The sequence below is a fragment of the Labrys sp. F242 genome (assembly GCF_057813875.1).
This window is the reverse complement of the sequence record NZ_JBVASG010000002.1, coordinates 633,822-659,422: the sequence shown is the minus strand read 5'-3', so window position 1 is coordinate 659,422 and position 25,601 is coordinate 633,822. Positions and strand designations below refer to the sequence as shown.

Below are 25,601 nucleotides of genomic sequence, written 5' to 3'. Positions count from 1 at the left end.
CCCGGGACAAGCCCGGGCATGACAAAACCGAGCTTTTCTCGGCCTCGTTGCGACTATCGCGTCAGTCTCTTCAAACCGGCCCGGAACCGTCATGCGTGCCACTGAACATGCCGACTTTGCTCCATCAAGTCTCGGCGCCTTACTGGCCGAGCTTGATCACTTCCGCCTTGCCAGGTTCGGTGAGAATGTGGTCGAGCGCCGGCGGCTTGTCGCTGTGCAGGAGATCGCTGGTGGGTGCTCCCGTCTTGATGAAGGCCTCGATGTCGGCGGCGACGGCATCCGGCGCCCCCCATTGCACATTATGGCCGATATCGCTGACCTGCGCCCCGGAAGCCGGCAGGGGAATCACGCCATAGCGCTTCCAGTAGGCGGGGATGCCCTTGGCCTTGGCTGCTTCGCCGAGGGATTGCTTCAGCCAGGCCTGGTCGGCCTCCAGGAAGATGCTGTCCTGCGTCGCCCAGAGCACCAGCACGGGTACGGAGAAGCTTTTCAGCCGTTCGGTGTTGTCGGTGGCCAGCAGCGCCTTGCTGGCGCCGATCCAGGTGCCGAGCCGGACATTGGCGGTCTCCGGCACATAGGGCTTGAGGAAAGCGGGATCGGCCGCCGGATCGACCACCCAGTTCTTGGCGATCCAGTCCTCGGCCTTGGGATCGGCCTTCAGCGGGGTGAGCATGTAGAAGCCGGCGGGATATTTCCAGCCCTTGGCCTCCAGGGCCTTCTTCCAGGAGCCCTCCACCGGCTCCTTGAGCACGTAGTCGCGCAAGGCGACATTGTCGACGCCCTTGGTGGAGCTCGCCACCAGCACGGTGCGCTCGACCAGTTCGGGGTGCTCCAGGGCGACTTCCTGGGTGACGAAACTGCCGAGCGAATGGCCGGCCAGCGTCGCCTTGGCGATCTTCTTGGCCTTCATGAAGGCGACGATGTCGCCGGCGAAATCGCTGGTCCGGAAGCATTTTTCCGGCGCGGGCGAACAGGTGGTGCGGGGTGGCATCGAGGTCTGGCCGTGGCCGCGCAGGTCCATGGCAAGGATATGCAGGCCGGGGTCGCGCTTGTGCAGCGCCGCCATCGTGGTCGACCAGGAGCGGATATTGTCGGTGAGGCCGTGGATGAGGAGTACCGCCGGCCCGTCCTTCGGCCCGGTCTCGACATAGGCCATGGTGATGCCGCCGGGCAGCTTCACCTTGCAGCGCCCGGCTGCCAGATCCTCGCAGCCCTTGGCGCTGGCGGGCGCAACGGCGCCCATCGCGAGGCCGAGGGCCAGGGGCAGAGCGAGCGTGGCCACGCGGGTGAGACGGACGAAAGGGTTCAGCATGCGGTTCCTCCTCCGGCAGGATTTTGGAGGGAACTATAGCGCTGGAAGATTGCCGGGCAATTGCCCGATGGCGACATCCAGCGACTCCTGGGAGCGCGGACATCCTGTCCGCTCTTGGAAGCGCCGAGCTTGCGAAAAGAAGAGCGGACATCGCGACATGCAAGCATGTCACTGTGAGGTCCGCGCTCCCAAGTAACAACCTCGTGGCCTCACGCAGCCGGCACGCCGGTCGCCGGAATCGCCCCGCCGGTGACCACACCGCCCTCCGGCGAGAGCAGGAAGGCGATCAATCGTGCGATCGCTTCCGGTGCCACCCAGGTGCTGGTATCGGCCTTGGGCATGGCCGCACGGTTCGGCGGCGTGTCGATCACCCCGGGCAGCACGCAATTGGCGCTGATGCCGTCCTTGCGATATTCCTCGGCAATGGCCTCGGTGAGCCGGAGCAGCGCCGCCTTGGAGGCGGCATAGGCGGCCATCCCGGCCGAGGCCTTCTGCCCGGCCAGCGCCGCCACATGCACGATGCGGCCATGGCGCTCTTTCTGCATCGCCGGCAGTACCGCGGCGCTGATGGCGAGCGCCGTGCGGGCATTGCCGGTGAGCATGGCATCCCATTGCGCAAGGGCCTTGGCGACTGGCGCCATAGCGAAGCCGCCCACCGTGTTGGCCAGCCCGCCCACCGCCCCGAACCGCTCGACAGCCTTGGCCACCGCCGCTTCGCAAGCTTCCTGCGAGGTCATGTCCGTCCCGGCGATCGACAGCACCTGGGTGTCCGAGGGCAGCGAGGCGACCAGCGCCTCGAGCTTGTCCGTCGAGCGTTCCATCAGGACCAGCGGGGCGCTGCCCTTGGCAAGCTCGCGCACCACCGCAGCCCCGAGATTGCCGGCGGCGCCGGTGACGATGATGGCGGGGGACGAGGACATGGTGGGCACTCCCTGGTGTGATTGGACCGGGAGAGTGTCACGGGCGGGAGTGGGAGGGAAGGGTGAGGATTGCGGCGCGCGCAACTGATCGCAGCGGCACACCCGTCAGCATGAAGTGGAAGTGGTGCCCCTAGCCGGAATCGAACCAGCACTCCTTGCGGAATCCGATTTTGAGTCGGACGCGTCTACCAGTTCCGCCATAGGGGCAACGCGGGCGGCACTATAGCGAGGGATGGGGCGGCGTCAATCCGCGATTGCGGGCTTTTCGGGTGCACGGGCGTCCTGCTCGTTCTTTCCTATCGGCGCGTGCGGCGTTTCCAAGAACGGACGCGACGCCCGCGCACCCGGGATCACCCGCTCGCCAGGCCGTGGATGTTGCCGTCGGGGTCGCGGAACCAGGCGAGTTCGAGGTCGCCGGTGCGGTGGATGTCCCCCTCCAGCGTGGTGCCGGGGATCTCGTAATGCTCGAAGGCGACGCCCTTGGCCTTGAGCGCCTCGACCAGGCGGATCATGTCGTCGCCCACCACCCAGGTCACGGCGGTGGCGTGGTTGGTGCCGGCATTGGCCGAGGCGTAGACCAGCACGATCGAGGGGCCGGCCTTGTAGGCGATGGCGCTGCCGGCATGCTCGAAGGCGATCTCCAGCCCCACCAGCTCCTCGTAGAAACGCCGGGCCGTGGCGAGATCGCGCACGGGCAAAGTGGCGACGGCGAGCTTGTCTCCCAGCATGGCGGTGCCTCCGGATCGTTCCTCTTGCCGGCCCGTACCGCTCGGCGTCGAAAACCGGCGCAGCCGTCCGGCGCAAGGACTGCCCAATCAGAATAAGCCCGGCCGGGCGCGTTGGCACGCGCTTTCCTGCGGAAACGCCTCGCGATTTGGTGCAATCGCGGGGAAGCGCAAAGGCCCCAGGCAATCCGCTGGATCGGTTGGGAAACGGGGAGCTGGAGCAAAACGACTGCTCAGCTGTGAACGTGCTTTGCTCGAGGTGAACACGATGTCATCTTGCCGAATCAGCTGCATTTCCGCCGCATTGGCTCCTAATCCTCGCGGGCTGGCGGGCGCTGCCCGCAAGCCGTGCTGCAATCGAGCGGCGTCGCCCCGGCCGCCCCCCGTCTCCCTGCCCATGGCGAGGGAAACCAACGGAGATCCCATGCACCCCGTCCGTTCCCCTCTCGCCTCGGCCGCCTTTGCCGTCCTCATGAGCCTGACTGTCTTCGCGCCCTGGCAGGCTTCGGCGGAGGAGGCCGCCAAACCGGCCGAAGCGCCTGCCGGGGCGACGGCGAGCACGACACCACCCTGGCGCATCGGCATCTCCCTGCTGGGCGAGCCCAAGCACAGGCAAGCTTTCGACCATTTCGACTATGTCAATCCCGATGCGCCCAAGGGCGGCCGGGTGCGGCTGGCGATCAGCGGCACCTTCGACAATTTCAATATCGCGCTGATGGCTATCAACGGCGTCTCCGTGAAGGGCAACATCGAGGCCGGCATCACCAATGTCTACCAGAACCTGATGACATCAGCGCAGGACGAAGCGTCCACCGAATATGGCGAGATCGCCGATGCCGTGCGCTTTCCCGACGACATCTCCTCGGTGACCTTCCGCATCAACCCCAAGGCGCGCTGGAACGACGGCACCAAGCTGACGCCGGAGGACGTGGTCTGGTCCTTCGAGGTGCAGAAGGCCAACAACCTGCAGACCGCGCAATATTATCACGACGTCACCAAGGCCGAGGTCAGCGCACCCGACCAGGTGACGTTCTCCTTCTCGACCAAGGGCAATCGCGAGCTGCCGCAGATCCTCGGCCAGCTCTATGTCATGCCCAAACATTGGTGGCTGGCCAACGGGCCCGACGGCAAGCCGCGCAACGTCGCCAACACCACGCTCGAGCCGCCGCTCGGCTCCGGCCCCTACCGTCTCAAGAGCTTCGAGGCCGGGCGCGGGGCCGTCTATGAGCGGGTCAAGGATTGGTGGGGTGTCGACCTGCCCACCGCCAAGGGCCACTATAATTTCGACGAGATCCGCTACGACTACTACACCAACACCCAGCAACTTCCGGAACTGTTCAAGAGCGATTCCTACGACTTCCGCCTGGAGAACGTCATCGCCAACTGGATGACGCTCTACAACATCCCGGCGGTGACGGAAGGGCGCATCGTCAAGCAGGATTTCCCCTCAAACACATCCGGCCGGATGCAGGCCTTTGCCTTCAACCTGAGGCGGGCGAAGTTCGAGGATGTCAGGGTGCGCAAGGCCTTCAACCTGGTCTTCGATTTCGAGACGTTGAACCGTACGATCTTCTTCAACCAGTACAAGCGCATCGGCTCCTATTTCGCCGGTCTCGACGAACTCGCCTCCACGGGGCTGCCGCAGGGCCAGGAGCGCGACGTCCTCGAAACGCTCAAGGACAAGCTGCCGCCGCAAGTGTTCACCACGCCCTATGCCAATCCCGTCAATGGCAGCGACGAAGCTCAGCGCGCCAATATCCGCGCAGCCATCGGCCTGCTGAAGGAGGCCGGCTGGGAGTTTAAGGATCGCAAGCTCACCAACACCAGGAACGGCGAGGTGATGAAGGTAGAGATCCTGCTCTCCAGCGATACGTTCACCAAGATCGCCTTGCCCTATGTCGAGAATCTCAAGCGCATCGGCATCGAGGCCTCGGTGCGTGTGGTCGACGACACCCAGTTCAACCAGCGCGAGAACAACCGCGACTTCGACTTGATCCTGTTCGGCGTGGGCCAGACCCAGTCGCCCGGCAATGAGCAGCGCGATTATTGGGGCTCGGCTGCCGCCGACAAGCCGACTTCGCGCAACATCATCGGCATCAAGGATCCGGCGGTGGACGTACTGACCGAGCGCATCGTCTATGCCAAGGACCGGGCCGAACTGGTCGCCACCACCAAGGCGCTGGACCGGGTGCTGCTCGCCGGAAACTATGTGGTACCGATGTGGTACAACGATGTATGGCACACTTTGCGCTGGAACCGCTTCGGCCAGCCGGCTGTACTGCCCACGCAGAGCCCGACCGGCGGCTTTCCCACCGTCTGGTGGTATGATCCGGCGCTTGCCGCCAAGACCGGAGCGGCGAAGTAGCGTCGACGTGTTGCGGGTGCACGGGCATCTTGCTCATTCTTGAACCGCCGCACTGGCAGGATAGGAAGAACGGGCAAGATGCCCGTGCACCCGAACTATCCGTCTATCCCCCCGCAAGGACCCCGCCCATGGCCGAACTCGATCGCCGCATGCTCCTGAAGACCGGCTTCCTCGGCGCAGCCTGTGCGCTCCTGCCGGTGGGCGCGCGGGGACAGGAGGTCGAGAGCCATGGCCTGTCGACCTTCGGCGATCTCAAATACGGACCTGATTTCAAGAAATTCGACTATACGCGCGCGGACGCGCCCAAGGGCGGCGCCTTCTCGCAGCTGGTCTACCAGACCGGCTACAACCAGTCCTTCAACTCGTTCGACAGCCTGCACATCTACGTCCTGAAGGGCACGGGCGCGGTGGGGATGGACCTTACCTTCGCCTCGCTGATGGCGCGGGCCGTGGACGAGCCGGATGCGATGTATGGCTATGCCGCCCGATCGGTGGCCGTCTCGGCTGACAGGCAGAGCTATCGCTTCCGCCTGCGCCCCGGCCTCAGCTTCCATGACGGCTCCGCGCTGACGGCGGAGGACTGTGCCTGGTCCTTCAACATTCTGAAGGAGAAGGGACATCCCTTCATCGCCGAGCCGCTACGCTTCTTCAAGGAGGCAGTGGCGGAGGCTCCCGACGTGGTGCGCGTCACGCTGCTGCCCGGGCGCGGGCGCTCGCTTCCCCTGATCGTCGCCGCCCTGCCGATCTTTTCGAAAGCCTGGTGGTCCAAGCGCGATTTCGTCAAGTCCACGCTGGAAGCACCGCTCGGCAGCGGGCCCTACAAGGTGGGCAAGGTCAATGTAGGCGATGCGATCAGCTATGAACGCGTGCCGAACTGGTGGGGCGAGAGGTTGCCGACCCAGATCGGCACCAACAATTTCGATCGCCTGACCTGGCAATATTACCGCGATCCTTCGGTGGCCTTCATTGCGTTCGGTGCCGGCAATTTCCGCTTCCGCGAGGAGCCGAGCTCCGAGAACTGGGCCAAGGGCTATGATATTCCGCCTGTGCGCGACGGCCGCATCCGGCGTGAAACGGTGCCCGACCACACGCCCTCGGGCGCCCAGGGTTGGCACTTCAACACGCGGCGCGCCAAGTTTTCCGATCCTCGCGTGCGTAAGGCTCTCGGTTTCGTCTTCGATTTCGAATGGGTGAACCGAAACGTGATGTACGCGTCCTACCGGCGCACGGCCTCGATCTTCGAAAATTCGCCACTGAAGGCCGAAGGCAAGCCCGGGCCGGATGAACTCGCCCTGCTGGAACCTCATCGCGGCAAGGTGCCCGATGCCGTCTTCGGCGAAGCCCTGCTGCCGCCGGTCTCGGACGGGACCGGCTTCGATCGGGCCAATCTGCGAACGGCGCTGGGGCTCCTCGCGGACGCCGGCTGGACCCTCGACAACCGCGTTCTCAAGAACGCCAAGGGCGAAGCCTTCACCATCGAGTTCCTGGAGGAGAGCGACTTCCTCTACAAGGTCACGGCCCCCTTCATCCAGAATCTGGGCCGGCTCGGCATCGCGGCGAGTTTCCGCGCCGTCGATTCCTCGCAATATCAGCGCCGTACCGATGCGTTCGACTATGACATCATTTCCCGCCGCACGTCCTTCGGCCTGACCCCGGGCGAAGACATGCGTGGGCCCTTCGCCAGCCGGACGGCCGGTATCCCTGGCTCGACCAACATTTCCGGCATTGCCGATCCGGCAATCGACGCGCTGATCGATGCCATCGTCGCCGCCAACAGCCGGGTCGCGCTCGTCGCGGCGTGCCGCGCTTTCGATCGCGTGCTGCGCTCGGGCTATTATTGGGTGCCGATGTGGACCCGCCCGAACCACTGGCTGGCCTATTGGGACGAGTTCGAGCACGGCGATCCCGGCGTAATCTACGACCGCGGCATCCCGGATCTGTGGTGGTCGAAGAAAAAGGGATAGCAGTGCACCGGTCGGCTGAGGAGCATTGCGGGCGTAGCGAAGCAATCCAGAGGCCGCGAGTGATATGTTTGAACGTCTGGATTGCTTCGCCACGCTCGCAAAGAGGGTCCAACTTTCGGCAGGATGCGTCCGGGTTGCTCTTGCACAAAACAAAAACGCCGGCCCGTTGCCAGGCCGGCGTCGAAATCCGTCAGATGCGTCGAACTTACTTCTTGTGATCGACGCGCTCGGCGATGCGGGCAGACTTGCCGCGGCGATCGCGCAGGTAATACAGCTTGGCGCGACGGACCTTGCCGCGGCGGACCAGCTTGATGGAATCGATCATCGGCGAGTAGAGCGGGAACACGCGCTCGACACCTTCGCCATAGGAAATCTTGCGGACGGTGAAGCTCTCCTGCAGGCCGCCGCCATTGCGGGCGATGCAGACGCCTTCATAGGCCTGAACGCGGGAGCGCTCGCCTTCCTTCACCTTGACGTTCACGATCACCGTGTCGCCGGGCTGAAATTCAGGAATGTCCTTGCCAGCCGACAGGCGGGCAACTTCTTCCTGCTCGATAGTCTGAATCAGGTTCATGATCATGTCTCCGCGCGTACCCGAAGGACGCATCTTGCTCTTGCTTTAAGTGGAGGCGTGCCAATACGCCATTACGGAAGGCGAGTCCACCGAATTCGGTGAAGAGATGTCACCCCTGGGACCGCGCATCTATTTCCTCTTTTTCGGCGGCGGCTGTCGCGCCTCATAGGCCGCCCACAGGTCCGGCCGGCGCGCGCGCGTCAGTGCCTCCGCCTCGCCCCGCCGCCAGGCCGCGATGTTCTTGTGGTGACCCGAGCGCAGGATGTCCGGGATTTCGCGATCCTCGAAGAGGGCGGGCCTGGTGTAATGCGGGTATTCGAGCAGGCCGTTCTCGAAGCTCTCCTCGTCGCCGGAGGTGGCGCCGCCCATCACACCGGGCAGCAGCCTGACGCAGGCATCGATCAGCACCATGGCGCCGAGCTCGCCGCCCGACAGCACATAGTCGCCGATCGAAACCTCGGTGAGGCCGCGCGCCTCGATCACGCGCTGGTCGACGCCTTCGAAGCGCCCGCACACGATCACGGCGCCATCTCCCGCCGCCAGCGCCCGCACATGGGCTTGTTGCAGCGGCAGGCCGCGCGGCGACATCAACAGGCGCGGGCGACCGTCATCGCCGAGAGCATCGATGGCGTCAGCCAGCACGTCGGCGCGGATGACCATGCCCGGGCCGCCGCCGGCTGGCGTGTCGTCGACCGAGCGATGGCGGCCCTGGCCGAAATCGCGGATATTGCGTGTTTCCAGCGCCCAGGTGCCGGTGGCCAGGGCTTCGCCCGACAACGAGACGCCGAGCGGCCCGGGGAACATCTCCGGATAGAGGGTGAGGATCGAGGCACGCCACACGGGACGAATGCTCAGAAACCCAAGAGGCCCTTCAGCCTCTCATCCGTGAAGTCCTTGATCGAAAACACGGTGTTCGGGCCGTCCAGCGCCGCATCGTCGAGCATGGTCTTCACGCCCACGGCGCGCATGCCGGCATTGCGGGCGGCCTCGATGCCAAGCGGTGCGTCCTCGAACACCACGCATTGGCTGGGTGCCAGGCCCATCGCCTCGGCGGCGGCAAGGAAGAGGTCGGGATGGGGCTTGCCGCGATAGCCCATGGAAGGGGAGACCACGGTGACGAAATGGCGGCGCAAATCGAGGCCGTCGAGCACCAGAGCGGCATTTTCGGGCGTGGCCGCGGTGGCGACCGACATCTTCTGCCCGCGAGCCTCGCAGGCTGATATCAAAGCTGCCAAGCCTGGCATCGGTACCATCTGGTTGCGATAGATCTCGCGGTAGATCGCTTCCTTTTCCAGCCCCAGCGTGTCGAGCTCGTGCTCGCTCGCGTCGGGCTTGACCATCCCAACCACTTCGCGATTGGCGCGGCCGGCGGTGTCGCGGAAGAAGCGCTCGCGATCGAAGGGCAGGCCATGGTGCTGATGCCAGGCTTCCCAGGCATCATTGTGCACATGCATGTTGTCGACCAGCGTGCCGTCCATGTCGAAGATCAGGCCGGCGACCGGCGTGCCGGCCAAATGCCTGAAATCGCCTTGCAGGCTGCCGGTGGAAATAGAATCAGCGCTCATCGTCACCTGTCTCCTCGGCCTCATCGGCCGCGCCAGTTTCCTCAGGCAGCACGACGACAATATGTCCGGCCTTGATGTCGACCTCGGGTACGACGGCCTTGGTGAAGGACAGCAGCAGGGGCTTGGCCCCTCCAAGCGCTCCTTTGGCGCTGTCTGGCGCCCCCTTGGCGCTGCCTTGCGTCCCTTTGGCGCCATCGGGCGTCACCTCGATGATGTCGCCGGCGCCGAAATCGAACAGGCCTGTGACCGTGCCGATCCTGCTGCCGTCCTCGCCGCGCGCAACAAGGCCGATAAGGTCGGCGTGGAAGAATTCGTCTTCGTCCTCGGGGGTGCCCAGCACGGCGCGCTCGACGAAAAGCTGAAGATTGACGAGTTGTTCGGCAGCGGTGCGGTCGCCGACGCCTTCAACCCGGGCGATCAGCACATCCTTGGCCTGGCGCAGGCTGGCCAGCTTGATCTGGCGGCCTGATTTGGTGAGGAGCGGCGCGTAATTGGCGATGGCCAGCGGCTCCTCGGTATAGGATTTCAGCCGGATCTCGCCCTTGAGGCCATGGGCTGCGCCGAAAACGCCGAGGACAACGAGGTTTTGCGAGGCAGGGGGCATGGGGACCTTGTAATAAAGGGCACGGGAGCCTCCCCCCGAAGCTGGAGGAGGTGTCGCGACGAAGTCGTGACGGAGGGGGTGCAGCCAGAATAGAGCACGAGAACCGCAGACCCAAAGTCCCGTTTCATGTGCTCTATTCTGGCTGCACCCCTTCCGAGCTTGCTGCGCAAGCCCACCTTCCCCAGCTTCGTGGGGAGGTCGCGCACACAAATTGTATGCGCTGGAATCGCGCTTCGTCCTTGCTTAGTCGAGCTTACTCGGCAGCTTCAGCTGCAGCAGCTTCGGCCTTCTTGGCCTTCTCGGCGACGCGTTCCTGCGCCTTCTTGCCGGGAACGGCCTTGACCGGGTTGTTGCGGGCTTCGCGGGCCAGCAGGCCGGCATCGGCGAAGTGACGCAGCACGCGGTCGGTCGGCTGGGCGCCCTTGGCGATCCAGGCCTTGGCGGACTCCAGATCGACGGTCCAGCGCGACTTGCCCGAATCCTTGGCGATCATCGGGTCATAGGTGCCGAGCTTCTCGATGAAGCGGCCATCGCGCGGGGAGCGCGAATCGGCAACGACGACCGCGTAGAACGGGCGCTTCTTGGCGCCGCGGCGGGCGAGACGGATCTTGAGGGACATGGGTTACTCCGTTTGCAAGTGTCTTAAAGGGCAGGATGGTCTTCAAGGGGTTTCGGGCAGCTATTTCTTCTTGCCGCCGAAGGGGAAGCCCGGCGGCAGGCCGCCCGGCAATTTTGGTCCGCCAAGCCCGGGGAAGCCTGGCAATTTGGGGCCACCGGGGCCGAAATTCGGCATCTGGGGCGGCAGTTTCGGCATTTCCGAGGGCATGCCCGGCGGCATCTGGCCCTTGGCGATGGCATCCATGGCGCCGGGCGGCAATTGCGGCATGCCGCCACCCAGGCCGAACATCGAGGCCATCTTGCCCAGCGCGCCCTTCTTGGCGCCGCCCATCTTCTTCATCATGTCCGCCATCTGCATATGCATCTTCAGGAGGCGGTTGATCTGTTCGGGCGAGGTGCCGGAGCCGGCGGCGATGCGACGCTTGCGCGAGGCTTTGAGGATTTCCGGCTTGCGACGCTCCTCGGGGGTCATCGAGTCGATGATGGCGCGCTGGCGCTTGAACACCTTCTCGTCGAGATTGGCGCCGGCGAGCTGATCCTTGATCTTGCCCATGCCGGGCAGGAGGCCGAGCACGCCGGACATGCCGCCGATCTTCTCCATCTGGATCAGCTGGTCGCGCAGATCCTCCAGATCGAAGGCACCCTTCTGCATCTTGGCCGCGATCTTGGCGGCCTTTTCGGCGTCGATCGTCTCGGCGGCCTTCTCGACCAGCGAGACGATGTCGCCCATGCCCAGGATGCGGTTGGCGATGCGGGCGGGATGGAAGTCGTCGAGTGCGTCGACCTTTTCGCCGGTGCCGACCAGCTTGATCGGCTTGCCGGTGACGGCACGCATCGAGAGGGCGGCGCCGCCGCGGCCATCACCATCGAGGCGCGTCAGCACGATGCCGGTAATGCCGAGGCGTTCGTCGAAGGCGCGCGCGGTGTTGACGGCATCCTGGCCGGTGAGGGCATCGGCGACCAGCAGCACTTCATGCGGCTCGGTGGCGGCCTTGACCTCGGCGGCCTCGGCCATCAGGGCCTCGTCGACCGTGGTGCGGCCGGCGGTGTCGAGCATGACGACGTCATAGCCGCCGAAGCGGGCGGCATCCATGGCGCGCTTGGCGATCTGCACGGCGGACTGGCCCGCGACGATCGGCAGCACGGCGACGCCGACCTGCTTGCCGAGCACGGCAAGCTGCTCCATGGCGGCGGGACGGCGGGTATCGAGCGAGGCCAGCAGCACCTTCTTGCCGAACCGGTCGGTCAGGCGCTTGGCGATCTTGGCGGTGGTGGTGGTTTTGCCGGAGCCTTGCAGGCCGACCATCAGGATCGGCACCGGCGGTACAGCCTGCAGGTCGATGGCCTGGCCGTCGCCGCCGAGGGTCTCGATCAGCACGTCGTTGACGATCTTGACGACCATCTGTCCCGGAGTCACCGACTTCAGCACCTCGGCGCCGACGGCGCGGGCGCGGACCTTGTCGATGAAGGAGCGCACGACGTCGAGCGCGACGTCCGCCTCGATCAGCGCACGGCGGATCTCGCGCATGGCTTCGCCGACATCCGCCTCGGTAAGGGCGCCACGCCGGGTGAGCTTGTCGAGCACGTCGGACAGACGTGCGGAGAGACCATCGAACATTCGTCTTTTCCTGTTTGGCTTCGATGCGGATATCGGAGCCATCGTCTTTCAAGGCAAGACGCACAACGCAAAACACGCCCGTGGGCGCATCGCGCTGACGGGCGTTGGCCTCCATCCTCTCGGGATGGTCGGCAGGAAGAGCGTCTTACTGTGTAAGAACGATGCGGGACATAGGGGATACGGGCGCAGGAGTCAAGGAAAGGCGGCGTTTCACCCCTCATCCGGCTGCCGCCACCTTCTCCCGCAGGGGGAGAAGGGATCTATTCGGGCTCGGTATGATGCACCATGGAACTGCTCAGTCAAACTCGACCTCTCCCACAAAAAACCCTTCTCCCCGTGCGGGACCTGGCACTTTCCATGAAAGTGCCTTGGGTCCCGGCAGGGGGATGAGGGATGAAACACCACCCCACCAAAAAAGGTCACCTCTTTCCAAACCGCTGCCGATTTGCGGTAAGGGAGGATACCGCCATCGAAACCCGAGACCCGCCTTGCCCCAGCTTGATGAGATCGTCACCGAAATCGCCGAGGAGATGGCCTGTTACAGCGACCGGGGCGAGGTGGCGACCTATATTCCTGAGCTTGCCCGCGTCGACCCCAAACATTTCGGCATTGCCGTCATCGATGCCGACGGCAATGCGCATGTCGGCGGCGATGCTGATATGGCTTTCTCGATCCAGAGCATCTCCAAGGTCTTCACCCTGACCCTCGCCCTCGGCAAGGCCGGCGATCGGCTATGGCGCCGGGTGGGACGCGAGCCATCCGGCAGCGCCTTCAACTCGATCGTGCAGCTCGAGAACGAGAGGGGCATTCCGCGCAACCCCTTCATCAATGCCGGCGCCATCGCCGTCACCGATTTGATCCTCTCAGGCCACCAGCCGCGCGAGGCCCTGGGCGAGATCCTGCATTTCATGCGCTTCCTCGCCGACGATCCCTCGATCGCCATCGACGAGGCGGTGGCCGCCTCCGAACAGCGCACAGGCTTCCGTAACGCCGCCCTGGCGAACTATATGAAATCCTTCGGCGTGCTCGACAATCCGGTCGACTACACGCTCGGTGTCTATTTCCATCATTGCGCCATCGCGATGTCCTGCCGGCAACTGGCGATGGCGGGGCGATTCCTCGCCTGGCAGGGCCGCAATCCTTCCACCGGCCACCGTGTGGTCCAGGCCGAGCGTGCCCACCGCATCAATGCGATCATGCTGACCTGTGGCCATTATGATGGCTCGGGCGAATTTGCTTATCGCGTCGGCCTGCCCGGCAAGAGCGGCGTGGGCGGCGGCATCCTCGCCGTGGCCCCCGGCAAGGCTTCGATCGCGGTCTGGGCGCCAGGCCTCGACGCCAACGGCAATTCCCATCTCGGCCGCATCGCCCTGGAGGCCCTCACTCGCCGCATGGGCTGGTCGATCTTCGGGGCGTGAGGTCGAAGGACCATAGCTTTGGCGGGCTCGGCCGAGTACAAGGGGCCGGCCACACCCAGAGCAAAGCACGTCTAGGCGTAGACGCTTCTTTGCTCCAACTCTTTGTTTCGACGCGTCTTTGCGATTCCTGGTGATTCCAACAAATCGCAAAACGCTTTGGACGGATGCGGAGGAAATCATGTCGCTCTCATATTACCAGGCCACCGTGCCGGTTTTCGTGCACGCTCTGGGGGCTATCTCGGGGGTTCTCGACAAGGCAGCAGCCTTTGCCGAAGCCAAGAAGGTCGATCCCGCGGTGATGTGCGGGCTCAGGCTCACCGCCGACATGCTGCCGCTTTCGCGGCAGGTCAGCACGAGCTGCGATTTCGCCAAGTTGTGCGTGGCGCGGCTTTCCGGCGTCGAGGCGCCGAAATTCAACGATGACGAGAAGGACTTCGCCGAATTGCGTTCGCGCATCGCAAGGACGCTGGAATTCATCCGCTCCGTCCCCCAGGCCGATGTTGAGGCCGGCGGCGGGCGCACGATCAGCCTGAAGATCGCCGGCACACAGCGCGACCTGAAGCCGGACGATTATCTCAACTTCTATGCCCTGCCGAACTTCTATTTCCACGCCTCCACGGCCTACGCCATCTTGCGTGCCAATGGCGTTGAGCTCAGCAAGAAGGACTATCTCGGCCCGCTGTTCGACTGAGGGTGCCTGAGGGCCCAGGCGGGCTGCCTCGACAAAGCGGCTGAAACGATCCTACAAGCGCTCATGCGCTTTCGCTTCGTCCACGCCGCCGATCTGCATCTCGACAGCCCCATGCATGGCTTGACGGCTCGCCAGCCCGAGCTGGCGGCACTGTTCGCTCGGGCGACGCGCGAGGCGTTCGAAGCCTTGATCGACGACGTGCTGGCCCGCAAGGCGGCCTTTCTGGTGATCTCGGGGGACGTCTATGACGGCGACTGGCGCGATTACCACACCGGCCTGTTCTTTGCCGGCCAGCTCGCGCGTCTGTCGCGGGCCGGCATTCGCACCTACCTGATCCAGGGCAATCACGACGCGGAAAGCCAGATCTCGCGCAAGGTGACGTTGCCGCCCCTGGTGCATTCCTTCAGCACCCGCAAGGCCGAAACCATGGAGCTGCCCGAGCTAAGAGTCGCGCTGCATGGGCGCAGCTTCGCGGAGCGCTCCTTGAGCGATAATATCGTGCGCGATTTTCCACCTGCGCGGCCTGGCTGGTTCAATCTCGGCCTTCTGCATACCTCGCTCGACGGCCGAGCTGGCCACGCCTCCTATGCGCCCTGCAGCCTGGCCGATCTCAAGGCTCGCAACTACGACTACTGGGCCCTCGGTCATATCCATGCGGCCGAAATCGTCGCCACCGATCCCCCTATCGTCTTCCCTGGCAATCTCCAGGGCCGTCATGTGCGGGAAAGCGGGCCGAAAGGCGCCATGCTGGTGGAGGTCGAGGATGGCGCCGTCGCTTCGCTCATCCCCCTGGTGCTCGACAAGGCGCGCTGGGGCCATCGCCGCATCGCGATCGACGAGGCGACGACGCTCGCCGAGGTGCTGGCACGGGTCGAGCCCGCCCTGCGGGAGGAAATTACCGCAGCGGGCGAACGCCCGCTGGCGCTGCGCCTGACGCTGACGGGTGAAACGCCTGTTCATGACGGACTTGCCGCCGACAGCCAGCATTTGCGAGCCGAGATCCAGGCCGCCGCCGATCGGGTTAGCGAGCGCCTCTATATCGAGCGCATCGAACTCTCGACTACGATGCCGCAGATCGCGATGGACGAGACTGTCGGCTTTGCCGATCCGCAAGGCCTGTTGGCCGGGCTCGAAGCCGAGTCGGATTTCGCTGAGGCTTTTGCAGGTGTCGTCGAGGAGATCCTGGCCAAATTGCCGGACGAGGTGCGCCAGGCCGTGCGCGGCGAGGAGATCGGGACGGCTCTGGTGGAAGAGGCACGCGCCGTCGCCTTGGCGCGCCTGCGCCGGGGCGGCAAGGCCGGTGCCGGAGAGGCGGCATGAAGCTCACCCGCCTCGATCTCGATCGCTATGGTCCCTTTACCGGGACGCGTCTCGATTTTCGTCCCGATGCCGATCTGCACATCGTCTATGGCCCGAACGAGGCGGGCAAGAGTTCGGCCCTGTCGGCGATCACCGACCTGCTCTATGGTTTCGAGCCGCGCAGCCCCGCCAATTTCAGGCATCGCTACGAGGATTTGAAGGTCGGCGCCGAGCTGCAACGGGCTGATGGCGAACCCTTGCGGTTTTGGCGACGCAAGCGGCTGAAGAATTCCCTCACCGATGCCGAGGACACGCCGCTCGACGACGGGTTGCTCGAACAGTTGTTGAGCGGCATTTCGCGGGAGGTCTTCCTGGCTGCCTTCGGGCTCGACCAAGCCGGCCTGCGCGAGGGCGCCCGCCAGATGCTAGCGGCCGAGGGCGAGGTGGGCGAAAGCCTGTTTGCAGCGGCCTCCGGCCTGAAGACCCTGGTTTCGGTTCGCGCCGGGCTGGAGGGTGAGGCGGATGGGCTGTTCGGAGCCCGCAAGTCGAACAAGCGTGCCTTCTATGAGGCGCAGGAGCGGTACGATCAGGCCCGCCGGGCGCTGAGCGAGCAGTCTCTGCGGGCCGACGACGTGCGCAGTCTCGAAGGTGAGATCGAAGCCGGTGAGGCGCGAGCCCGCACCCTGGCCGAGCAATTGCGCCAGGCCGGAATCCGGCGTGCCCGTATCGACCGCGTCCGCCGTGTCGCCCCCTTGCTCGCGCGCATGGGCAAGGCCGAGGCGGCCCTGGCTGCTCTCGATACCCGGCCGGATCTGCCCGACGGCTTCGCCGCCGAGATCGAGGCGGCGCTGGTCCGGGCCGAGAACGGACGCGAGGCCATGGCCCGCCTGGCGCGCGAGATTGGTGATACCGAGCGGGCCCTGGCCGCGATCGCCGTCGATGATGATTTGCTGGCGGCGGGAGAGGCGATTACGGCCCTCAATGAGGAGCGCGCCGCCCTGGCCAAGGCGATGCAGGATCTGCCGCGGCGGGAGGCGGAAGCGCGGCAAATCGCTGATGACCTCGACGACCTGGCCCGGCGGCTCGGCCAGAAGGACCGGGCTGCCCTCTCGGCGTTGAGCCCGGACGATCTCGCCCTCGAACGCATCCGAGTGCTGGCCGAGCGCCGGCGCGAGATCGAGCGCGAAGGCGGCGAAAGCCGGCGCGCCGCCGAGCGGGCGCGCGAAGCGATCGACGGGCTGAAACGCAAGACGGCCTCCGTCCGGGCGGGCTCCGATCCCGGCCCCCTGCGCCAACGCCTGAAGGCCATGCAGCCGGCCCTGGCGGAAGCCGGCGCCCTCGAAGAGCAGGAAGGCGAATTGGCCCGTCGCCGGGCGCTGCAGCAGGACAGGCTGGCGCGGCTGTCGCCGGCGGTGGCTGATGAGCCCAGGCTCTGGGCCTGGCGCGAGCCGTCCGAGGCAGAGATTACCCAGGCCGAGCAGGCGTTAGCGGCGCTGGAGAGCACAGCCCGGGAGCAGGAAACCGAAGTCAGGCGGGTGCGGGAAGCCCTAGCGGAAGCCGACGCTCTCCTGGCCGAAACCGGGGGCGAGGACGGGCTGATCGACGATGCCTTGCTGGCCCGCGAACGGTCGGAACGCGATGCCTTGTTCGACGCTGTAATCGCCGAGCCCTCGCAGGCTGTGGCGAAGGCCTATCGCAAGATCGTCGGCGCCGTGGATCAACTCGCTGACCGCAGGCTGGCACAGGCCGAGCATCTGGCTCGCCGTGAAGTGGCGCGCCGGACGCGAGCCAGGGATGCCGCGGCCCTTGCGCGGGCTGAGGTGGGGATCGCGGCGCGTCTGCAGGAAAGCGAGAAGGTGGGGCAGGCCTGGCAGGCGCTGTTCGCGTCGCTCGGCTGCAAGACGGAGGCGCCGGCGGTGATGCGTCGCTTTCTGGCCGAGCTCGCAAGGCTGCGCGAGGAACGCCAGGCACTGCAGGAGCTCGAACTCAGGATCGAGCGGAGCCGGCGGCGTCTGGCCGGTGAGCGGCCAGGGCTCGAGGCTCTCGCCGCCGAGATCGGCATTGCGGGCGCACCGGCGCAGAGCCTGCCCAGCCTGATTCGGCTGATCGAGGACGGTCTTGCCGCACTCGAACTCGGGGCTCGCGAGGCCCGCTCACTCGCCGACCAGCTCGCAGCAAACCAGGCCGAGCTGACCCGGGCGGAAAAATCACAGGAAGCGGCCGAGGCGGCGCGCGCCGCCACCCAGTCGGATTGGACCGCCGCACTCGCCGTTCTCGGCCTGGCGCCCGAGGCGAGCCCCCAGGAGGCCGCCAAGGCGAGCGAACTCTGGATCGCCGTCCAGGGCAAGCTTGCCCAGTTCGGCAGCCTCGATCACCGGATCGCCAGTATTCTCGACGATCGGACCACCTTTGCGCAACACGCCGCGGGCCTGGTCGACAAGCTTCCCTCCGAGGCGAGCGGCGATCCGGCGGAGACGGCTCTTGGCCTGATGACGGCTCTGACGGCGGCCCGTGACGCGGCGATCCGTCGTCGCACTGCACGGGAGAGCCTGGATCGCTATCGCGATGCGCTGACCAAGGCCGAGGCGGCCCAGCGTAGCCATGACGATGCCTTGGCCGGCCTTGCCGCTACGGCCGGCTGCGAGACGGCCGCGCTTGCCGCGCTAGCCGCCGACCTCGCCTTGCGTGCCGGCCTCCGCCGTGAGCTTGCCGCTGCGCGGGCCGAACTGGGCGGACAGGGCGACGGCCTGGAGGAGGCAGTGTTGCGGCATGAAGCGGCCGAGATCGGTATCGACGAGGCCGCGGGCGAGAGCGAGGCCGTGCAGGCCGAACTCAACGGCCTGATCGAAGCGGACAAGCAGGCGGCCCTCGCCCTCGGGGAATTGCGGCGGCGGCGCGAGGCGATCGAGCGGGAAGCCGGCGCGGCCGGCGCGGCCCAGGCACGGGAGGACGCGCGCACCGACCTTGCCCGCATCACCCGCGACTATCTGGTGCTGAAGACGGCCTCCCTGTTGCTGGAGGCGGGGCTGGAGCGCCAGCTACGCTCCGAACAGGGACCGCTGATCGCGCGGGCCGGCGGCCTGTTCGCTACCATCACCGCCGGCGGGTTCTCCGGTATCGCCACGCTCTATGACGAGGCCGACAGGCTGCGCCTGGCCGCCCGTCGGCCCGATGGCGGCACCACCGATATCGGTGGCTTGAGCGAGGGCACGCGGGATCAGCTCTATCTGTCGCTTCGCCTTGCCCATCTCGAAGCCATGGCGGGGCGGCGTGAGGTGCCCCCCTTCATCGGCGACGATTTGGTGATGACCTTCGATGAGGAGCGCGTCGCCGCCGCGCTGCAGGTGTTGGCGGCCAAGGGCTCGGGGCTGCAGAAGATCCTGTTTACGCATCATCGCCATGTGGTAGAGATCGCCCGCGAACGCCTGGGACAGGCCGTCGACATCATCATGCTGGACCCGCAAAACCCGTCCGAAAGCTGACGGAAGCGTTCATAGTCCATTCAGCTTGTACCCCCTAAAATGCATCCCATAGGTTCAAGGGCACAAAGCAGCTACCGATGGTGGCGCTTCTGGAGCGCCCCACGTGAGGAACTGATTATGTTGAAGAAAATTCTCGCATCGGCCCTGGTTGTTGCCACTGTTGCCGGTGCCTCGATGGCGACGACCGGCACCGCCGAAGCTCGCTACGGCCGTGGTGGCGCCTTTGCCGGCGGTGCGGCGGCCGGTCTCGTTGGCGGCCTGCTCCTAGGCGGTGCGCTGACCAATCGTGATCGCTACTATGACGAGGGCTACTATGAAGAGCCCGCTCCGGTCTATGTGCAGCCCCGCTGCTGGTTCGAGCGCCAGCGCGTGCCGAACCAGTACGACTACGGCTATCACGTCGAGCGTGTGCGCGTCTGCCGCTAACAGAATTTCACGGTAGCGTCCTCGCACCGGCCTGCATCAGCGGTCGGCAGCGAGGCCCCGGAACCCCGCCGAGAGGCGGGGTTTTCATTTTGAGAGTATCGTTCGAAAAGTGGGTGCCGGTTTTCGGAAAAACGATGTGATAGCAAGAACTTACAGCATCGGACACGATTCCGAAATCGGGCCCGATGCTGTAAAAAACCGGTTTTCTCCGGCGACGTTCTACTCTAGAGCAAGGCCCATTCAGATCGAAACGCTCTTTGCTCCGGCTCCCCATTGACGTGCCTTTGCAAGTCCCGGCGATTCCGCCGGGCCGCAAAACACTCTAAGGGAGTCCGGCGCAAGCAAGCGCTCTGGCCGCGCGGAGAAAAAGATGGCACCGGTGGATTTCGAAGCCTTCGTAGATGAACTCGCCAATGTTTCGGGCACCACGATCCTGCCTTTCTTCCGTTCGGCCCTGGCGGCGGAAGACAAGTCCGGCGGCGGCAGTTTCGATCCCGTCACCGAGGCGGACCGTGGCGCCGAGGCGGTGATTCGCCAGAAGATCCGGGCGATGTTTCCCAGCCATGGCGTGATGGGTGAGGAATATGGCTCCGAGCGCCTCGATGCCGAGTTCGTCTGGGTGCTCGATCCGATCGACGGCACCAAATCCTTCATCTCCGGCATGGTCGGCTGGGGCACGCTGATCGGCCTGCTGCGCAACGGCCAGCCCTGCTACGGCATGATGCATCAGCCCTTCACGCGCGAGCGCTTTTCGGGCGATGGCGGCTCGGCTCGATATCGCGGCCCGGGCGGCGAGCGCACCATGCGCACCCGCTCCTGCGCGGGCCTCGCCGACGCCGTGCTCTACACCACCAGTCCCCGCCTGATGGCCGAGCCCGATCGGGCGTTGTTCTCGGTGGTGGAAGAGAAGGTGAAGCTCTCGCGCTATGGCGGCGATTGCTACGCCTATGCCATGCTGGCGATGGGCCTGGTCGATCTGGTGATCGAGGCCAATCTGCAGCCCTATGACATCACGGCCCTGATCCCGATCGTGGAAGGCGCCGGCGGCGTCATCACCACCTGGGACGGCGGTCCTGCCCAGGCGGGCGGACGGATCGTCGCGGCGGGCGATGCTCGCGTGCATGCGGCGGCGCTCTCCCTGTTGCAGGCCGGCTGACGGCCCCGCAGAGCGGACATCACAGCTCCATGAAGTTCATGGGGCGATGTCCGCATTTGCGGCCAGGAGAAGAGCGGACAGGTGTCCGCGCTCCCAGGACTCACACCTGAGTGCCCGGAATGAAGGCGTCGAAGGCGGCCCAGAAGGCTTCGCGGATGGCGTCGCGCTCCTGGGTGATCTCGTGGCGCGAGCCGGGCAGGGTCAACGTCCGGGTGGCGTAGAGCTTGGAGGCGAAATGCTGGGCTGCCGGCGAGGAGACGACATGGTCGTCGCCCGCCAGCATGATCAGGGTAGGGATCCGCCAATCCGCCCCGAAACGCGGATCGGCGAGCCGGTCCATTACCCGGAAAGCGGCGCGCACCCAGCCGATCGTCGGCCCGCCGATGGCAAGCTCAGGGGCGTCGCGGGCGATTTGGGCGGCGCGTTCATAGCGAGCCTTGTCCGAAGTCACCGGATTGCCGTCAAAAGGCTTGAGCCCGACCGGGCGGGTCGACCAGCCCGGCACGATCAGCCGTCCCAGGCCGATCCCGCCGAGGAAACGTGCAAGCCAGCGGGCACCTGGGGGCTTGCGGCCAATCTCGATCATGGGCGCGGTGACGACGAGGCGGTCGAACCAGATCGAGCCGGGCGGCATATTGGCGAACAGGATGGCGCCCCCCATCGAGTGGGCCAGCGCGTAGAACGGGCCGGGGCATTCGGGCAGTGCGATCTTGCGCATGAAGGCGTCGAGATCTGGCCCGAAATCGGCGAAATCATCGATATGGCCTAGGCGCCCGTCGCGCAGCAGGCGGTCGGATCCGCCTTGCCCCCGCCAGTCCAGGGTTGCCACGGCAAAGCCCCGGGCCCGCAATTCGCGGATCACCTCGAAATATTTCTCGATGAACTCCGACCGTCCCTGAAACAGGCAGACGGTTCCCTTGGGATGCGGCGACAGCGAAGGCCAGCGCACCGTGCGCAGGCTGATCCCGTCCCGGGTGGTGAGCGCTTCGAGGATGGCGCCATCGGGACAGGGATTCTCGGGGCTGCCGTGAAGGCGCATCGCGCTGGTGGGCTGGAGCATGACCTGCTCCTTAACGCATTTTCCAGAAAAGTCGGCAGACTTTTCGATCAAGAAAATGCGTCGAAACGAAAATTGGAGAGAATTGCCGCTCGCAGAGACCGTAATTTGCGCCAGCATCTTTTGTGGTGGCAGCGTCAAATAACGAGCCCGCCCGCGCCGGGAGCGCAGGCGGGCTGCCGGACTGCTCCGGAGCACGCCGAGCTATCGAGTTTCGGCTCGAGCCTACCAGCGTGGACCACTCCAGGGACGCGGCGGGACCCAACTGTCATTGTCCCATTGGCGGGGAGGCCGGGCCCAGCCCAATTGCCGCAGTCCCGTAATTTCGGTGGTATGGCCGTCGATGACGATGAGGACGCGCCCGCCCTCCGAGCCCTCCGCTTCGGCGATGTAGCTGTCGCCCCGCACGCGTTTGATGACGACGTTGCGGTATCCCCGGCCGGCCAGGCTGGAAATGATGGCGCGTGGCGGCAGCAGGCGTGGATTCCCTGCCTCGTCCGGCCCCCGGCCGACCTCGTTCGGTGCCTGCGGAAGACCTCGATTGGCTCCCAGCGTCGGTGCCTGCTGCGGCGTCTGGGCGTAATTATTCAACGAGTTTTGCGCGAAGGCGGCATTCACATCGGTCTGAAAGCCCAGGGTCAGGAGGGCCAGACCGGCAATCACCCCGATAAGGGTTCGGCAGGGCATGAAGCTTCTCCAGACCAGATCTGCGGGCACCATAACCGGAACTGTGTGAACAACGATGCAAGCGCTCGTTCACGTGGCGTTCATCTTGCATGGAGAACGGCGCACCTAAACTTCATCCGAGTTTGCGTGAGCCTTGTTACAGCCGGAACAAGCCAAGCTATGACAAATCAGGACTTTCCTTGTTGAACAGCGCCGCATCAAGGCGTGGAGCTGGAGCGTTCCGGTCGCGCGCCGTGCCGATCCTGCTCAGTCGAGAGAGGCGCCGAGATCGCGCAGATAGGCGGCCGCGACATGGGGTTGCACGGTGGCGGTGCGCACGATGTCATCGAAGCGGCGTGTCAGCAGGCGGATATGTTCGCTGGCATTGAGGACAAGGTAGGTCGGTCCTAGATAGACCGCGGCGCGGGAATTGCCGAAGATGGTGAAGGGCGCCGAATAGGTGTGCCTAAGATCGTACAGATTGAGCCGCAGCGTCGGATAGAGTTCGTCCACCAGGTTGGCCATGGTGTGGAACTGGGTCTTCCGGGCAGCGCTATCGAAGCCCTCCCATTGGGCCTGGCCCTTGGCGAAGAGTTCCAGCGCCTGGACGGAGACACAGGCCTCCATCTCGCCGCCATCGCGGATGGCGGCGATGGTCAACCGCCGCCGCTCGGCCAGGGCCGGGTTCGAATCTGGGCCGAGCGCCACCGCATATTCGAACTGCATGACCTCGTCCGTCTTCAGGAAGTCGGGAAAGCTCATCGGCACGGTGCGCAATTTGCGGCCCGCCGCCTCGGCATGCCAACGCAGGAAGCGCTCGTTGAAGGGGGCATGGGCCTGGGTCTCGATGGTCAACACCGCTTCAACCAGCTCGGCGCCGATCTGCTCGCGCTGGCTGAGGCCGAGCAGCCAGTCGATCGAGATGCGGCAGCCCTTGGCGATAGCCGCCAAAGTCTCGGCCCGCGGCAGGCGGTCATTCTCCGCCGACAGCAATTGCGACAGGGTGGAGCGATCGATGCCGACATGGCGGGCGAAGCCCGCCTGGTTCAGGCCGGTCTGGCCAATGACCCGTTCGAGCCGGTCGCGAAAGCTCTGAGCCGCGGTAGGGTGTGCCATTTCTGCCCTGAATGTTTATAATTATCAACGAATGATGAAACAATCTACACAGGAGATTATTAAACTACAAATGTCAATGTTATGCGACAACACAATCCTTGTGTGATTTAGGCTTTCGCCGCATCATCACTGTAATTATGGAGTGATTTGAATGCATAAGGCTGAGATTCAGGCGCGACGGAGACGGAAGGCGGTCGAGTGGCCGACCGTCGCTCTTGCAGCTTTAATCTATAGCTTTTGGGGGGTATTGACCTATTTTCATGCCGCGATTCCGCTCTGGCTCTGGATTCCGCTCGGAGGCTGGACGGTCGCCTGGCATGCCTCCCTCCAGCATGAAATCATCCACGGGCATCCGACCTCGAACCGGACGCTCAATCGCTGGATCGGCTGCTGGCCGCTGCTCTTATGGCTGCCCTATGAATCCTATCGCATCAGTCACCTGCTGCATCACCGCGACGAACGGCTGACCGACCCGCTCGACGATCCGGAATCGCACTACTGGACACAGGAGCAATGGGATCGGCTTGGCCGCTTCCATGCCTGGACGATCCGCGCCAACGCCACCTTCCTTGGCCGGATGATCATCGGGCCGGCGCGGGCAATGTCGACCTTCCTGTTCCGCGAAGCCCGTGCCGTGTGGCGCAATGAGCCGATGCATCGCCGCATCTGGACCAGCCACGCCCTGCAGCTCCTGGTGGTGCTGGCCTGGCTCGTGCTGGTGTGCGGTCTCAATCCGCTCGTGTATTTTGTGGCGATCGTCTACCCCGGCACGGCGCTGATGCTGGTGCGTTCCTTCGCCGAGCACCGCGCGGAGAACGACGTGGAGGAGCGCACGGCCATCGTCGAGAACGCGCCGGTGCTAGGCCTGCTCTTCCTCTACAACAACCTGCATGTCGTGCATCACGACAATCCGATGATGCCCTGGTACGAAATCCCGGCCTGGTACCGCGCTAACCGCGAGCGGGTGATTCGTGAGAATGGCGGTCTGGTCTATAACGGCTATTGGGACGTGGCCCGGCGTTATTTCGTCACCGAGCACGACACGCTGATCCATCCCTATGGCCGGGCGCCCGCACAGGGATGAGCCTGGCGGGCCCATCGCATCGGCCGCCTGTTTGTTTTCTGTTCATCGATTTGGAAAAAAAAGGGCAGGCCGAAGCCTGCCCTCACGATATTCCCGTCGGAAGCCACCCTCTACCGGGTCATCCGGATCTTGGCGCCCGACAGCGTGGCCGCGCCCTCATAGGCGCCGTCGCCCGTCGGGAACAGACGCACGGCGGTGCGGCCGCCCGGCTCAAGCAGATCGATCTCCTGGCCACGCTGCTGCCAGGCATTGACCTTGGCGAGCGATCCGGCCTGGCAGCCGGACGGAGAGGCACGGTAGACGTCGAGCAGGGCCTGGCGCGTCAGCGAGATGTTGCAACTGCCGCGCGCCGCATCGGAAATCTTCCAACTCCCGGAGATGCCGCCGGTGGACGGCGCCCGCGGCGTGGTCGGCAGGGCCGCGACCTGGTTGCTCGGCGGCGCGAGCGAGGTGGAGGGGGCAGCGGCCGTGCCACCCGGCGTCGCCTCGCCGCCGGCGGGCGGCAGGGGCTGGGAGGTCACGTCCTCTGTCGGTGCCGCCATCAGCGGCTCTGGCGCCGGCACAGGGCGACCGGCATCGGGCGGGGGGCGGCGCGAACTGCCGAAATCGAAGGCGTCGCCAAGGCGGGATGACGACGCGCAGGACGCCAGCAGCAGGGCACAAGGTAGAATTGCCAGCGCGGAAAATCTCATCGGTCCATCCGGTCCCAGTCAGAGTTTATCAGGTACTGCCCATAACAGATCGAGGCGCACGGCGACAGCAAGAAGCGCAACGCCGCATGCGATAAATCGGGCAAACAATCTCGCGTGCCGTAGGGGAAATTGGACCGCGAGGCCACACTGCCCTGTTGAGCTGGTTCTGTGTCGAATCTTTGATAGGCTCGATGATCTTAAGGCTTGCTTAAATCAATTTCGCCAAGGTGTGGCCTGAACGTCACACGT

22 protein-coding genes and 1 tRNA gene are annotated in these 25,601 nt (G+C 65.1%); 9 read left to right on the top strand and 14 right to left on the bottom strand.

Annotation, left to right across the window (positions count from 1 at the left end; all coding sequences use genetic code 11):
• Window positions 1-139: 139 nt before the first annotated feature.
• The 4 genes from ACZYTC_RS18545 to ACZYTC_RS18530 all read right to left on the bottom strand — a co-directional run bounded on the left by ACZYTC_RS18545 (window position 140) and on the right by ACZYTC_RS18530 (window position 2,960).
• A complete protein-coding gene (locus ACZYTC_RS18545; protein WP_441772130.1) occupies window positions 140-1,312 on the bottom strand; it encodes an alpha/beta fold hydrolase in 1,173 nt (390 codons plus the stop codon).
• A gap of 209 nt (window positions 1,313-1,521) precedes the next feature.
• On the bottom strand, window positions 1,522-2,232 hold the full coding sequence (locus ACZYTC_RS18540; protein WP_441772129.1) for an SDR family NAD(P)-dependent oxidoreductase: 711 nt from the start codon (window positions 2,230-2,232) through the stop codon (window positions 1,522-1,524).
• A 122-nt stretch (window positions 2,233-2,354) separates the two neighbouring features.
• Window positions 2,355-2,439: transfer RNA gene (locus tag ACZYTC_RS18535), tRNA-Leu, on the bottom strand.
• Between the two features lie 143 nt (window positions 2,440-2,582).
• On the bottom strand, window positions 2,583-2,960 hold the full coding sequence (locus ACZYTC_RS18530) for a VOC family protein (RefSeq protein ID WP_434959025.1): 378 nt from the start codon (window positions 2,958-2,960) through the stop codon (window positions 2,583-2,585).
• A 421-nt stretch (window positions 2,961-3,381) separates the two neighbouring features.
• On the opposite strand from ACZYTC_RS18530, the gene ACZYTC_RS18525 reads away from it, so the two are divergent.
• Entirely contained in the window at window positions 3,382-5,322 is a 1,941-nt protein-coding gene (locus tag ACZYTC_RS18525; RefSeq protein ID WP_488990264.1) for an extracellular solute-binding protein, read from the top strand.
• A gap of 128 nt (window positions 5,323-5,450) precedes the next feature.
• A complete protein-coding gene (locus ACZYTC_RS18520; protein ID WP_488990263.1) occupies window positions 5,451-7,286 on the top strand; it encodes an extracellular solute-binding protein in 1,836 nt (611 codons plus the stop codon).
• Between the two features lie 205 nt (window positions 7,287-7,491).
• Here ACZYTC_RS18520 and rplS read toward each other — a convergent pair whose 3' ends face one another.
• The 6 genes from rplS to ffh form a co-directional block, all read right to left on the bottom strand.
• On the bottom strand, window positions 7,492-7,860 hold the full coding sequence (gene rplS / locus ACZYTC_RS18515; protein WP_434959028.1) for a 50S ribosomal protein L19: 369 nt from the start codon (window positions 7,858-7,860) through the stop codon (window positions 7,492-7,494).
• A gap of 129 nt (window positions 7,861-7,989) precedes the next feature.
• Complete coding sequence (trmD, locus tag ACZYTC_RS18510) at window positions 7,990-8,700, bottom strand: tRNA (guanosine(37)-N1)-methyltransferase TrmD (protein ID WP_434959029.1); 711 nt, start codon at window positions 8,698-8,700, stop codon at window positions 7,990-7,992.
• Window positions 8,701-8,711: 11 nt separating this feature from the next.
• The gene (locus tag ACZYTC_RS18505; RefSeq protein ID WP_434959030.1) at window positions 8,712-9,425 is read right to left on the bottom strand and encodes an HAD family hydrolase; all 714 of its coding nucleotides are present in this window, start codon (window positions 9,423-9,425) and stop codon (window positions 8,712-8,714) included.
• Window positions 9,415-10,029: a ribosome maturation factor RimM gene (gene rimM / locus ACZYTC_RS18500; protein ID WP_434959031.1), complete on the bottom strand. Its 615-nt coding sequence runs from the start codon at window positions 10,027-10,029 to the stop codon at window positions 9,415-9,417. The genes ACZYTC_RS18505 and rimM overlap by 11 nt, the downstream gene beginning before the upstream one ends.
• Before the next feature lie 253 nt (window positions 10,030-10,282).
• Window positions 10,283-10,648, bottom strand: a complete 366-nt coding sequence (rpsP, locus tag ACZYTC_RS18495; protein WP_434959032.1) for a 30S ribosomal protein S16 — start codon at window positions 10,646-10,648, stop codon at window positions 10,283-10,285.
• A 60-nt stretch (window positions 10,649-10,708) separates the two neighbouring features.
• A complete protein-coding gene (gene ffh / locus ACZYTC_RS18490) occupies window positions 10,709-12,265 on the bottom strand; it encodes a signal recognition particle protein (RefSeq protein WP_434959033.1) in 1,557 nt (518 codons plus the stop codon).
• A 488-nt stretch (window positions 12,266-12,753) separates the two neighbouring features.
• Between ffh and ACZYTC_RS18485 the strand changes: the two genes are divergently transcribed.
• The 6 genes from ACZYTC_RS18485 to hisN all read left to right on the top strand — a co-directional run bounded on the left by ACZYTC_RS18485 (window position 12,754) and on the right by hisN (window position 20,737).
• Entirely contained in the window at window positions 12,754-13,683 is a 930-nt protein-coding gene (locus ACZYTC_RS18485) for a glutaminase (RefSeq protein ID WP_434959034.1), read from the top strand.
• Between the two features lie 178 nt (window positions 13,684-13,861).
• Complete coding sequence (locus ACZYTC_RS18480) at window positions 13,862-14,374, top strand: DUF1993 domain-containing protein (protein WP_454811738.1); 513 nt, start codon at window positions 13,862-13,864, stop codon at window positions 14,372-14,374.
• A 63-nt stretch (window positions 14,375-14,437) separates the two neighbouring features.
• Window positions 14,438-15,694, top strand: a complete 1,257-nt coding sequence (locus ACZYTC_RS18475; protein ID WP_488990262.1) for a metallophosphoesterase family protein — start codon at window positions 14,438-14,440, stop codon at window positions 15,692-15,694.
• Entirely contained in the window at window positions 15,691-19,155 is a 3,465-nt protein-coding gene (locus tag ACZYTC_RS18470; RefSeq protein ID WP_488990261.1) for an ATP-binding protein, read from the top strand. The genes ACZYTC_RS18475 and ACZYTC_RS18470 overlap by 4 nt, the downstream gene beginning before the upstream one ends.
• A 117-nt stretch (window positions 19,156-19,272) precedes the next feature.
• Entirely contained in the window at window positions 19,273-19,581 is a 309-nt protein-coding gene (locus tag ACZYTC_RS18465; RefSeq protein WP_434959038.1) for a hypothetical protein, read from the top strand.
• Between the two features lie 370 nt (window positions 19,582-19,951).
• Window positions 19,952-20,737, top strand: a complete 786-nt coding sequence (gene hisN, locus ACZYTC_RS18460; protein WP_434959039.1) for a histidinol-phosphatase — start codon at window positions 19,952-19,954, stop codon at window positions 20,735-20,737.
• 100 nt (window positions 20,738-20,837) lie between these two features.
• On the opposite strand, the gene ACZYTC_RS18455 is transcribed toward hisN, so the two are convergent.
• From ACZYTC_RS18455 to ACZYTC_RS18445, 3 genes are all read right to left on the bottom strand, one after another.
• The gene (locus ACZYTC_RS18455; protein ID WP_434959040.1) at window positions 20,838-21,797 is read right to left on the bottom strand and encodes an alpha/beta fold hydrolase; all 960 of its coding nucleotides are present in this window, start codon (window positions 21,795-21,797) and stop codon (window positions 20,838-20,840) included.
• Window positions 21,798-22,019: 222 nt separating this feature from the next.
• Window positions 22,020-22,481 carry a hypothetical protein gene (locus tag ACZYTC_RS18450; RefSeq protein WP_434959041.1) on the bottom strand — a complete coding sequence of 154 codons (462 nt, stop codon included), beginning with the start codon at window positions 22,479-22,481 and terminating at the stop codon, window positions 22,020-22,022.
• A 246-nt stretch (window positions 22,482-22,727) separates the two neighbouring features.
• Window positions 22,728-23,576, bottom strand: coding sequence for a helix-turn-helix domain-containing protein (locus ACZYTC_RS18445; RefSeq protein ID WP_441772119.1), 849 nt, complete (start codon window positions 23,574-23,576; stop codon window positions 22,728-22,730).
• Window positions 23,577-23,823: 247 nt separating this feature from the next.
• Here ACZYTC_RS18445 and ACZYTC_RS18440 point away from each other — a divergent pair, with 247 nt between their 5' ends.
• On the top strand, window positions 23,824-24,660 hold the full coding sequence (locus ACZYTC_RS18440; protein ID WP_434959043.1) for a fatty acid desaturase: 837 nt from the start codon (window positions 23,824-23,826) through the stop codon (window positions 24,658-24,660).
• Between the two features lie 110 nt (window positions 24,661-24,770).
• Here the strand turns inward: ACZYTC_RS18440 and ACZYTC_RS18435 are convergent, their stop codons facing one another.
• Window positions 24,771-25,352 (bottom strand): AprI/Inh family metalloprotease inhibitor, encoded by a 582-nt coding sequence (locus ACZYTC_RS18435; protein WP_434959044.1) that lies wholly within the window; start codon window positions 25,350-25,352, stop codon window positions 24,771-24,773.
• Window positions 25,353-25,601 lie beyond the last annotated feature (249 nt).

Excerpts from the sequence above, each read along its gene's own strand:
- rplS (WP_434959028.1), bottom strand. The coding sequence starts at position 7,860 with ATGAACCTGATTCAGACTATCGAGCAGGAAGAAGTTGCCCGCCTGTCG.
- ACZYTC_RS18435 (WP_434959044.1), bottom strand. The coding sequence starts at position 25,352 with ATGAGATTTTCCGCGCTGGCAATTCTACCTTGTGCCCTGCTGCTGGCG.
- ACZYTC_RS18520 (WP_488990263.1), top strand. The coding sequence starts at position 5,451 with ATGGCCGAACTCGATCGCCGCATGCTCCTGAAGACCGGCTTCCTCGGC.
- ACZYTC_RS18530 (WP_434959025.1), bottom strand. The coding sequence starts at position 2,960 with ATGCTGGGAGACAAGCTCGCCGTCGCCACTTTGCCCGTGCGCGATCTC.
- ACZYTC_RS18450 (WP_434959041.1), bottom strand. The coding sequence starts at position 22,481 with ATGCCCTGCCGAACCCTTATCGGGGTGATTGCCGGTCTGGCCCTCCTG.
- ACZYTC_RS18480 (WP_454811738.1), top strand. The coding sequence starts at position 13,862 with ATGTCGCTCTCATATTACCAGGCCACCGTGCCGGTTTTCGTGCACGCT.
- ffh (WP_434959033.1), bottom strand. The coding sequence starts at position 12,265 with ATGTTCGATGGTCTCTCCGCACGTCTGTCCGACGTGCTCGACAAGCTC.
- rimM (WP_434959031.1), bottom strand. The coding sequence starts at position 10,029 with ATGCCCCCTGCCTCGCAAAACCTCGTTGTCCTCGGCGTTTTCGGCGCA.
- hisN (WP_434959039.1), top strand. The coding sequence starts at position 19,952 with ATGGCACCGGTGGATTTCGAAGCCTTCGTAGATGAACTCGCCAATGTT.
- ACZYTC_RS18475 (WP_488990262.1), top strand. The coding sequence starts at position 14,438 with ATGCGCTTTCGCTTCGTCCACGCCGCCGATCTGCATCTCGACAGCCCC.
- ACZYTC_RS18505 (WP_434959030.1), bottom strand. The coding sequence starts at position 9,425 with ATGAGCGCTGATTCTATTTCCACCGGCAGCCTGCAAGGCGATTTCAGG.
- ACZYTC_RS18445 (WP_441772119.1), bottom strand. The coding sequence starts at position 23,576 with ATGGCACACCCTACCGCGGCTCAGAGCTTTCGCGACCGGCTCGAACGG.
- ACZYTC_RS18455 (WP_434959040.1), bottom strand. The coding sequence starts at position 21,797 with ATGCTCCAGCCCACCAGCGCGATGCGCCTTCACGGCAGCCCCGAGAAT.
- ACZYTC_RS18525 (WP_488990264.1), top strand. The coding sequence starts at position 3,382 with ATGCACCCCGTCCGTTCCCCTCTCGCCTCGGCCGCCTTTGCCGTCCTC.
- ACZYTC_RS18465 (WP_434959038.1), top strand. The coding sequence starts at position 19,273 with ATGTTGAAGAAAATTCTCGCATCGGCCCTGGTTGTTGCCACTGTTGCC.
- ACZYTC_RS18540 (WP_441772129.1), bottom strand. The coding sequence starts at position 2,232 with ATGTCCTCGTCCCCCGCCATCATCGTCACCGGCGCCGCCGGCAATCTC.
- ACZYTC_RS18470 (WP_488990261.1), top strand. The coding sequence starts at position 15,691 with ATGAAGCTCACCCGCCTCGATCTCGATCGCTATGGTCCCTTTACCGGG.
- ACZYTC_RS18545 (WP_441772130.1), bottom strand. The coding sequence starts at position 1,312 with ATGCTGAACCCTTTCGTCCGTCTCACCCGCGTGGCCACGCTCGCTCTG.
- rpsP (WP_434959032.1), bottom strand. The coding sequence starts at position 10,648 with ATGTCCCTCAAGATCCGTCTCGCCCGCCGCGGCGCCAAGAAGCGCCCG.